Source organism: Kitasatospora sp. MY 5-36, assembly GCF_001182915.1.
Lineage (GTDB): Bacteria > Actinomycetota > Actinomycetes > Streptomycetales > Streptomycetaceae > Kitasatospora.
In genome coordinates, this window is the sequence record NZ_LFVW01000456.1 from 1 (window position 1) to 9,564 (window position 9,564).

Here is a 9,564-nt window from a genome sequence, read left to right on the forward strand (position 1 = left end):
CGGCCGCGCGGCGGCGGCGGACGGTCTCGCGCAGCGCGCCGGACTGCGGCAGGTGCGGCTCGGCGGCGGCGTGCACGACGGCGTCGACCCAGCCCTCGACCAGCGCGAGCGCCGTCTCCAGGCGGGCGAGCGCGGCCTTCTGCTCGGGGGTGTCCTCGGGCTGGAGCAGGCCGCCGGCCAGTGCCTCCTGGAGCGCCTCCGGGTTGGTGGGGTCGAGCTGGCCGACCAGCTCCTCCATCCGGGAGGTGTCGACCTTGATGCCGCGCGCGTAGGCCTCGACGGCGCCCAGCAGGTGGGCCCGCAGCCACGGCACGTGGGCGAAGAGCCGCTGGTGGGCGGCCTCGCGCAGGGCGAGGTAGAGCCGGACCTCGTCGGCGGGCACGCTCAGGCCCTCGCCGAACTCGGCGACGTTCTGCGGCAGCAGCGCGGCCTTGCCGGCCGGGGCGAGCGGCAGGCCGATGTCGGCGGAGCCGACCACCTCGCCGGCGAGCGCGCCGAGCGCCTGGCCGATCTGGGTGCCGAACATGGCGCCGCCCATCGAGCGCATCACGCCCATCAGCGGGCCGGCCATGGCCTGCATCTCCTCGGGCAGGACGCCGCCCATGGCGTTGCCGACCCGCTCGGCGACCGGGTCCACCAGGTCCTTCCAGACCGGGAGGGTGGCCTCGATCCACTCGGCGCGGCTCCAGGCGACGGCGGTGCCGGCGCCGGAGGGGAACTCGGTGGAGCCGTCGAGCCACAGGTCGGCCAGGCGGACGGCCTCGGCGACGGCGGAGCGCTCGGCCGCGCTGACCGAGCGGTCCTTGCTCTTGCCCTCGGCGGGCTCGGCGACGACGGTCTGGCGGGCGATGTTCGTGGCGAGGTCCCAGTTCACCGGGCCGCCCTCGAAGGAGAGCATCTGGCCGAGCTGCTGGAAGGCGGCGCCGAGGTCGCCCGGGTTCATGCCGCCGAACATCGCGGCGAAGGGGTTGTCGGCACCGGCGCCACCGGGGCCGCCCGGGGCGCCGGGCATGCCGAAGAGCGCGCCGAAGGGGTTGCCGCTCCCGAAGCCGAACGGCTGGGGGCCGCTGTCGGACTGCTCCTGGTCCTTCTTCTTCTGCGCGTCGTCGGGCTTGGCCTTGCCGTCCTCGGGCTCCTCTGGCGGAACGCCGAATCCGAAGGGAAGGTCGCTCACGGGGTCCTCGATCCGGTCGGCCGTCATGCGGGTGTGGCGGGAAAGTCTGCGCCCGGGGCGGCGGCGGAGTGGGGGACTCGGGGCGGCTCCCGCGCGGCAGGCCCGCGCCGGGTGCACCACCGGGCCTTCGCCTCGGGCAGGATGGACGTACGTGACACACGTCCGTACGCACATAAAGCTAACCGTGGAGGATGGCCGGTGAGTTCCCCGCCCTCGGACGTTCGCTCTGGGCTGACCGGAGGAGAGACCGGAGGAGAGGACGCGTCGGACACCACGGCGTCGCCGCCTCCAGCCTACGGCGGACGGCCGCTGACCGTGGCGGTCACGGGCGCCGCGGGGGTGCTGGGCGAGCGGGTCGCCGCCCGGCTGGTGGCCTCGCCGCACGTGCGGAAGGTCCTCGCGGTGGACGACCGGCGCGGCGACGTGCCGGGCGTGCAGTGGCGGGTCCTCGACGTGCGCGACCCGGCGGTGGCCGAGCGGCTGGCCGGGGTCGACGTGGTGGTGCACCTGGCGATGGACTTCGGCATGGAGTCGGACGCCCGGGCCCGCAGCGCCTACAACGTGCGCGGCGCCCAGACGGTGCTGACCGCGGCTGCGGCCGCCGGGGTGCACCGCGTGGTGCTGTGCACCTCGGCGATGGTCTACGGCGCGCTGGCCGACAACGAGGTGCCGCTGGCCGAGGACTCCGAGCTGAGGGCCACCGAGGAGGCCTCGCTGGTCGGGGACCTGCTGGAGATCGAGCGGCTGGCCCGCCGGGCGCCGCGCGCCCACCCGGGCCTGCAGGTGACGGTGCTGCGTCCGGCCGTGGTGGTGGGCCCCGGCGTGGACACCGTGCTGACCCGGCACTTCGAGGCGCCCAGGCTGCTGGTGGTGGCCGGCTCCCGGCCGTGCTGGCAGTTCTGCCACGTGGACGACCTGGCGGCGGCGCTGGAGTACGCGGCGCTGGGCCTGGTCGAGGGCGAGGTGACGGTCGGCTGCGACGGCTGGCTGGAGCAGGAGGACGTGGAGCGGCTGTCCGGGATCCGGCGGATGGAGCTGCCGGCCTCGCTGGCGCTCGGTACGGCCGCGCGGCTGCACCGGCTGGGCCTGACCCCGGCCCCGGCCGGGGACCTGGCGTACACGATGTACCCGTGGGTGGTGTCCGGCAGCCGGCTGCACGAGGCGGGCTGGCGTCCGGCGCACACCAATGAGCAGGTGCTGGCCGAGCTGTTGGAGCAGGTGTCCGGCAAGCACGCGGTGGCCGGGCGCCGGCTGGGCGGCAAGGAGGCGGCGACCAGCCTGGGGGCGGCCGGGGCCACGGTGGCGCTGGTCGGTACGGCGGCGCTGGTGCGCCGGGCCCGCAAGCGGCGGCGGTTCTGAGCGGCCGGTCCCGAGCGGCCGGTCCTGAGCGCCGGTTCCGATCGGCCGGTGCCGGACGGCGGGGCCCGGTCGGCGGGCGGCGCTCTCCCGCGATTTCTCACGATGCGAAATTCCGGAACCGCGGTGCGGAAAGTACTTGCCCCGGAGCGTCCCGGATGGGGAATCATGGGGTCATGTCCGACAACCACGACCCCATCCGCCTGCTCGCCATCCGCGACACCCCGCTCTCGCTGGACGAGGTGTACGAGGCGGTCGGCGACGACGCGGCCGGCGGCACCACCGTCTTCGTCGGGACGGTCCGGGACCACGACGGTGGCAAGTCGGTCTCCGCGCTGGAGTACAGCTGCCACCCCACCGCCGAGCAGGAGCTGCGCCGGGTCGCCGAGAAGGTGACCGCGGACTTCCCGGTCCGGGCGCTGGCCGCGGTCCACCGGGTGGGCCGGCTGGAGATCACCGACAAGGCCGTGATCGTCGCCGTCTCCTGCGCCCACCGCGGCGAGGCCTTCGCGGCCGCCCGCCGGCTGATCGACGACCTCAAGCACGAGGTGCCGATCTGGAAGCACCAGGTCTTCTCCGACGGCGCGGAGGAGTGGGTCGGCGCCGGCAACTGCTGAGGCCGGCCCGGACCCGACGGAACCGGACCGGACCGGACCGGACGGCACGGCACGGCACGGAACCGGACGCGAGGGCACCGAGCCGGTCGGAACCGAACGGCACACCTCGCGCGTCCGTCGGGTCAGGCGCGCCGCGGTCTCACTCCAACGGGTCCGTGCCGGCGCTCCGGATACTCCCTGGAAGTGAGCCGATCGGCCGTCCCGTAACCCGGACGGCGCCGGCCGCGTTGTCCGCCGGAGTGGTTAATCTGCTCATAGACACGACGAGCTGGGAGTGCTGGTATGGGTGTGCTCGCCTGGTTGATCATTCCGGTTGTCGCCGTCCTGGTCGCCGCCCTCTGGGCGGGGTGGGCCCAGCGGGCCCCGCGGGCCACCGGCGATCCGGCCTCACTCGCCGAACACCGGCGCTTCATGGCCGCGATGGAACGCACCACCGCGGGCGCCGCCGCCCCGGGTGAGGGCTCCGGCCGGTAGCCCGGCGGGCGCCGCTTCAGGCACGTCCCGTACTGTCGAGGCATGCCACGCCGCTCCGCGACGATGCTCGCTGCCACCCTGCTGCTCATAGCGCTGCTCTGCGTCTCGGTGCTGATGAAGGTGCCGTACACGGAGATGAGCCCGGGGCCGACGTACAACACGCTCGGCAACCAGGGCGGCAAGCCGGTGATCAGCATCAGTGGGCACGAGTCGTACCCGACGACCGGGCACCTCAACATGACCACCGTCCAGGTCACCGGGGCCAAGTACGAGCCCAGCCTGGTCAACGCGGTGGTCGGCTGGCTGCGGGACGACGTGCTGGTGGTGCCGCACGACAACGTCTACCCCAAGGGGCAGTCGGACGCGGACGCCAAGAAGCAGAACGCCGAGGAGTTCGCCTCCTCCGAGGACAGCGCCCGCACCGCGGCGCTCAAGCAGCTGGGCGTGCCGGTCGGCAGCGAGCTGATCGTGAAGTCGGTCACCGCGGGCGCCCCGGCCGAGGGCCGGCTGCACGCGGGCGACCAGATCGTGGCCGTGGACGGCGTCCCGGCCGGCTCGGTCGAGCAGGTGGTCGCGGCGGTCACCAAGCACAAGCCGGGCGAGTCGGCGGTCTTCACCGTCGTGCCGCGCGTCAAGGACGCGAACGGCGTCGCCACGGCGGGCGGGAAGACCGACGTCACCGTCCCGACCGTCCGCGCCAAGGACCTCGACCCGAAGGCCCCCGCCGAGCGGGCGGAGCTCGCGGTGGTGGGCATCGGCACCGGGATCCGGCACACCTACCCGTTCCAGATCGACATCGGGCTGCAGGACGTCGGCGGCCCGAGCGCCGGGCTGATGTTCTCGCTCGGCATCATCGACAAGCTCACCCCGGGCGGCGACCTCACCGGCGGCAAGTTCGTGGCCGGCACCGGGACCATCGACGACGACGGCAAGGTCGGGCCGATCGGCGGCATCTCGATGAAGCTGATCGCCGCCCGGGACGCCGGTGCCGAGTACTTCTTCACCCCGTCCTCGAACTGCGCCGAGGCGACCAAGAACGTCCCGTCCGGGCTGACCCTGATCAAGACGGACACGCTGGACAGCGCGCTGAAGTCGCTGGAGCAGGTCCGCTCCGGGCAGACCTCCGCGCTGCCGTCCTGCGCCGCCAAGTAGCGGCCGGGCAGTCGCCGAGCAGCGGCCGGGTAGTCACCGGGTAGCCGCCGGGCAGCGGTCGGGCCGTCGGCACGGGGCCTGCCGGGCAGCCGCCGGGGCGGCCGCCCGGGAACATCGGCGGGAAGGCGTCAGGCGAAGGTCGCCAGCAGCGCGTCGGTCAGGCCGGGCACCAGGTCGGGGCCGGTCAGCACCTCGCGGGCGACGTCCTTGGAGCGCAGCCGCAGCGCGATCTCCTTCTTGCCGCCGCGGAGCACCGCGGCGGTGATCCGCACCTCCTCGCGCTTGGGGTGGTTGGCCACCCACTCGGCGAGCTGGGCGTCGGAGGCGCCGCGCGGGCGGGACTGCTCGGCGCCCGGGGGCAGCATGAGGCGCTCGACGACCAGGGCGCAGCCGGCCACGGAGTCGGGCCAGGCGATGGTGCCGAGGAACTTGTCGAGCTCCATGCCGGCCGGCAGCTCGTCCTGCTCGATCGGGGTCAGGCCGGGCTCGTCGCCGTCGGCGAGGCCGAGCTGCTTGGCGATCTTCGGGTTGGCCTTGCGCAGGGCGGCGCTGTCCACCAGGGCGAACAGCCGGGCCGGGAGGTCCCAGCCGAGGGTGGAGGCGTACTCGTCGATCTCCAGCGCGGCCCGGGTCAGCGGGGTGGCGGCCGGGAGCTTGGAGACGTCGTCGGGGGAGTTGTTCAGATCAGACGCGTCGGACATGCCTCAATCCTCACACGCCGGGCGGGGCGCGCTCGCCGGAAGGCCGCCGGGGGCGGTCGGGGGGTCGTCGCGGGGGTTGTCGCGGGCCGTCGGGAGGGCCGGGGGAGCCGTGGCGGGGACGGTCGGCGGCGGGCGGCCGTCGTAACCGTCTGCTAACGGTGGGAACTCGGCCAAAGCCTGGTTAAGTTGCTCTGACGACCGACCCCATTCAGACGACACAGCCGAGGTGCCACCGTGGTCTTCCAGATGCCCGAACGCTCAGGGCCGGGTTTCCGGCGCAGGGTAGGCCCGCCCTCCCGGCGGGCGCGGGTGGCCCTGCTGACCCTGGGCGTGCTCGCGGTGCTCTTCCTGCTGTTCGTCATGTTCGCGGGCTTCTGGACGGACTGGCTGTGGTTCAGGTCGGTCCACTTCTCCTCGGTGTTCACCACCCAGCTGTGGACGAAGATCGGCCTGTTCGGGGTGTTCGGCCTGCTGATGGCGGTGATCGTCGGCTTCAACATCTGGCTGGCGCACCGGCTGAGGCCGCCGCTGTCGGCGATGTCGGTGGAGCAGCAGAGCCTGGACCGCTACCGGTCGGGCCTGGCGCCGTTCAAGCGCTGGGCGCTGATCGGGGTCTCGCTGGTGATCGGCCTGGTGGCCGGCGCCGCGGCCTCGGGCCAGTGGCGGACCTGGCTGATGTGGACGAACGCGACCTCCTTCGGTGAGAAGGACTCGCAGTTCGGCATGGACGTCTCGTTCTACGCCTTCGACCTGCCGTTCTACGAGTTCGTGCTGGGCTTCGCGTTCAGCGCGGTGATCGTCTCGCTGCTGACCTCGGCGCTGGTGCACTACCTGTACGGCGGGCTGCGGCTGCAGGGCCCGGGGCGCCGGGCGAGCGCGGGCGCGCAGGGGCACCTGGCGGTGCTGCTGGGCGTGTTCGTGCTGCTGAAGGCCGTCGCGTACTGGCTGGACCGGTACGCGCTGGCGGTGAAGACCGGCTCGTACAAGGGCGTCTCGGGCTGGACGGGTCTGCGCTACGTGGACGCCAACGCGTTCCTGCCGGCCAAGACCATCCTGTTCTTCGTCGCGATCATCTGCGCGGTGCTGTTCTTCCTGACCCCGATCCGCCGCACCTGGGCCCCGGCCCTGATCGGCCTGGGGCTGATGGTGCTGTCGGCGGTGCTGATCGGCGGGCTGTACCCGGCGATCGTGCAGCAGTTCCAGGTCAAGCCGAACGAGCAGGCCAAGGAGACGCCGTACATCCAGAAGAACATCGACGCCACCCGCCAGGCGTACGGGATCGCTGACGCGCAGACCACCCAGTACACCCCGCAGGGCACGACCAACGCCGACGCGCTCAAGCCGGACGCGCAGACCATCGCGGACATCCGGCTGCTGGACCCGAACGTCGTCTCGCCGGCGTTCCAGTCGCTGGAGCAGCAGCGCAACTACTACGCCTTCCCGAACACGCTGGACGTGGACCGCTACGGCACCGGGCAGGACAAGCAGGACAGCGTGATCGGCCTGCGCGAGCTCGACCTCAACGGCGTGCAGCGCAACTGGATCAACGACCACTTCAAGTACACCCACGGCTACGGCGCGGTGGTCGCCAAGGGCAACCAGGTCGACGACAAGGGCCAGCCGGTGTTCACCGAGTCGGGCCTGCCGGCCACCGGCACGCTGGGCGACTACCAGCAGCGGATCTACTACGGCGAGAAGACCACCACGTACTCGATCGTCGGCGGCGCCAACAAGGAGATCGACTACACCGATCCCAAGACCGGCCAGAACGCCGAGTACACCTACTCCGGCGGCAGCGGCGTCTCGCTGGACAACCCGCTGACCCGGGCCGCGTACGCGGTGCGCTTCACGGAGCCGCAGATCCTCTATGCGGGGGCCATCACCGACGGCGCCAAGGTCATCTACAACCGCACGCCGAAGGAGCGGGTGGAGAAGGTCGCGCCGTGGCTGTCGATCGACGCCGACCCGTACCCGGTGGTGCAGGACGGCCGCGTGGTCTGGGTGCTGGACGGCTACACCACCTCGGACGGCTTCCCGTTCTCCTCGAAGACGACGCTGGGCGCCGCCACCAAGGACTCGCTGACCAACCAGCGCGGTGAGCTGCTGACCGCCGCCAACCAGGTCAACTACATCCGCAACTCGGTCAAGGCCACGGTGGACGCCTACACCGGCGAGGTGAAGCTCTACCAGTGGGACGACAAGGACCCGGTCCTGAAGACCTGGATGAAGGCCTTCCCGGGCACCGTCGAGCCGAAGGCGGACATCCCGCAGACGCTGCTGCCGCACCTGCGCTACCCGCAGGACATGTTCAAGGTGCAGCGCGACCTGCTCGGCCAGTACCACGTCACCGACGCCAACTCCTTCTTCAATGGCAGTGACATCTGGCAGGTCCCGGTGGACCCGAGCAGCGACACCAAGCAGGTCCAGCCGCCGTACTACGTGACGGTGCGGATGCCGGACACCAACACCGCGAACTTCTCGCTCACCAGCACCTTCGTGCCCAACCAGCGGCCCAACCTGGCGGCCTTCATGGCCGTCAACGCGGACCCGGGGGACGACTACGGGAAGATCCGAATCCTGAAGATGACGGGCGAGAGCGGCGCCCCCGGCCCCGGCCTGGTGCAGTCGAAGTTCAACTCCCGCCAGGAGGTGGCCAACCAGATCTTCGCCCTGAAGAGCGGCGGGGACGCCGAGCTGGAGTACGGCAACCTGCTGACCCTGCCGGTCGGCGGCGGGCTGCTCAACATCGAGCCGGTGTACGTGCGCGGTCGCGGTGCCAAGTACCCGACGATGCAGAAGGTCCTGGCGGTGTACGGGGACGACAACGTGGCGTTCGAGGACACCCTGGAGGCCGCGCTGAAGAAGGTGTTCGGCGGGGCGCCCCCGTCGACCACCCCGATCGTGCCGTCCACGCCGGGTACCGGGACCGCTCCGACCACCACCCCGACGGCACCGGCGACGCCGGCGCCGGGCGGGACGATCTCGCCGGAGCTCCAGAAGGCGCTCTCGGACGCGGAGAAGGCGTACGGCGACAGCCAGACCGCGTTCAAGAACGGCGACTGGGTGGCCTACGGCAACGCCCAGAAGGCGCTCGGCGACGCCCTGAAGGCCGCGGAGGCGGCCCGTGGCGGCAGCCCGGCGCCGGCCCCGGCCGGCACTCCCGCCCCGGGCGCCACCGGCGGCGGATCGCCCAGCCCGCAGCCGTAGTCCGCGGAGGCGGCCGCTGAGCTGCGGTAACCGTTTTCCGTTCCACCCCGCGCCCGTGCTATGGTTTAACCACCGACGCGGGGTGGAGCAGCTCGGTAGCTCGCTGGGCTCATAACCCAGAGGTCGCAGGTTCAAATCCTGTCCCCGCTACTAAGGCCAGAGGCCCGGAGGATTCTTCCTCCGGGCCTCTGGTGTTTCCCGCGCCGCTCCCGGGCCGTTCTCGTCCGGAAGCGGCGGGAACCGCTCCGGTACTATCGACCGTCGCCAAGGAGGACGGCAACGGGGTTTGTGGGGTTGACGTGTCGGGAAATCGACAAAGCGCCGAAGCAATTTCGTCGGCTTCGGGTCGGCCCCGCCGGAATTCGGCCGGGGCAGGTGTACGCGGGTACTGGGTGATGCGACGATGGGACACATGGGGGACGGTGCGCGGCCGCTGACCGGCCGTCGGGTCCGGCGCCTCCCCTGGGGGTCCCCCCGGACGCACGCCGGGGCACGATGCCGCGACACTCTGGGGGAGCGGGAGTCGGCATGAGGCTGATCGGCAAGTCAGGCGCCAGGTCCTCGGCGGCCGCCGAGGCGGACACCGACGCCTGGGCGGAGAGCGCCGAGCGTACGGCCAACCACCCCGGAGCCCTGCCCGCCCAGCGCACCAGCGGACTGTCCGAGCGCCCCCCGACCCAGGGCTACGGGCCCGACAGCCTCGTCCACGTGTCGACCCGTCAGTTCGCCGCCGCCGTCGGCGCGTACGGGGAGCAGCCCGGCGGGGAGCCGGGCGCCGGCGCCGCGATCGACCCGGCCGGCCTCGACTCGACCAGCTTCGAGACCGCCCTCGCCGCCCGCGAGTCCGCCGCGCTGGAGGCCCGCCACCGGCAGGCCGCCGACG

General features: G+C 72.4%; 7 protein-coding genes, 1 tRNA gene and 1 pseudogene. 7 read left to right on the plus strand and 2 right to left on the minus strand.

The features are described 5' to 3' along the window. A partial coding sequence (locus AE652_RS26625) for a zinc-dependent metalloprotease (protein ID WP_049655913.1) occupies positions 1-1,174 on the minus strand: 1,174 nt, incomplete at its 3' end. Between the two features lie 198 nt (positions 1,175-1,372). Here AE652_RS26625 and AE652_RS26630 point away from each other — a divergent pair. The 4 genes from AE652_RS26630 (at position 1,373) to AE652_RS26645 (ending at position 4,773) form a co-directional block, all read left to right on the plus strand. Then, positions 1,373-2,533, plus strand: a complete 1,161-nt coding sequence (locus AE652_RS26630; RefSeq protein ID WP_107086545.1) for an NAD-dependent epimerase/dehydratase family protein — start codon at positions 1,373-1,375, stop codon at positions 2,531-2,533. Between the two features lie 173 nt (positions 2,534-2,706). Continuing rightward, entirely contained in the window at positions 2,707-3,147 is a 441-nt protein-coding gene (locus tag AE652_RS26635; protein ID WP_234348547.1) for a molybdenum cofactor biosynthesis protein MoaE, read from the plus strand. Positions 3,148-3,447: 300 nt separating this feature from the next. Continuing rightward, positions 3,448-3,621 (plus strand): hypothetical protein, encoded by a 174-nt coding sequence (locus AE652_RS26640; RefSeq protein ID WP_234348548.1) that lies wholly within the window; start codon positions 3,448-3,450, stop codon positions 3,619-3,621. A gap of 42 nt (positions 3,622-3,663) precedes the next feature. Then, positions 3,664-4,773, plus strand: a complete 1,110-nt coding sequence (locus AE652_RS26645; RefSeq protein WP_049655905.1) for a PDZ domain-containing protein — start codon at positions 3,664-3,666, stop codon at positions 4,771-4,773. A gap of 128 nt (positions 4,774-4,901) precedes the next feature. On the opposite strand, the gene AE652_RS26650 is transcribed toward AE652_RS26645, so the two are convergent. After that, a complete protein-coding gene (locus AE652_RS26650) occupies positions 4,902-5,474 on the minus strand; it encodes a PPA1309 family protein (RefSeq protein WP_049655907.1) in 573 nt (190 codons plus the stop codon). 246 nt (positions 5,475-5,720) lie between these two features. Here AE652_RS26650 and AE652_RS26655 point away from each other — a divergent pair, with 246 nt between their 5' ends. The 3 genes and pseudogenes from AE652_RS26655 to AE652_RS26665 form a co-directional block, all read left to right on the plus strand. Further along, the gene (locus AE652_RS26655; RefSeq protein ID WP_082345984.1) at positions 5,721-8,681 is read left to right on the plus strand and encodes a UPF0182 family protein; all 2,961 of its coding nucleotides are present in this window, start codon (positions 5,721-5,723) and stop codon (positions 8,679-8,681) included. Positions 8,682-8,757: 76 nt separating this feature from the next. After that, a tRNA-Met gene (locus tag AE652_RS26660) sits at positions 8,758-8,831 on the plus strand. 378 nt (positions 8,832-9,209) lie between these two features. Continuing rightward, positions 9,210-9,564: pseudogene (locus AE652_RS26665) on the plus strand (sel1 repeat family protein); the annotation flags it as partial.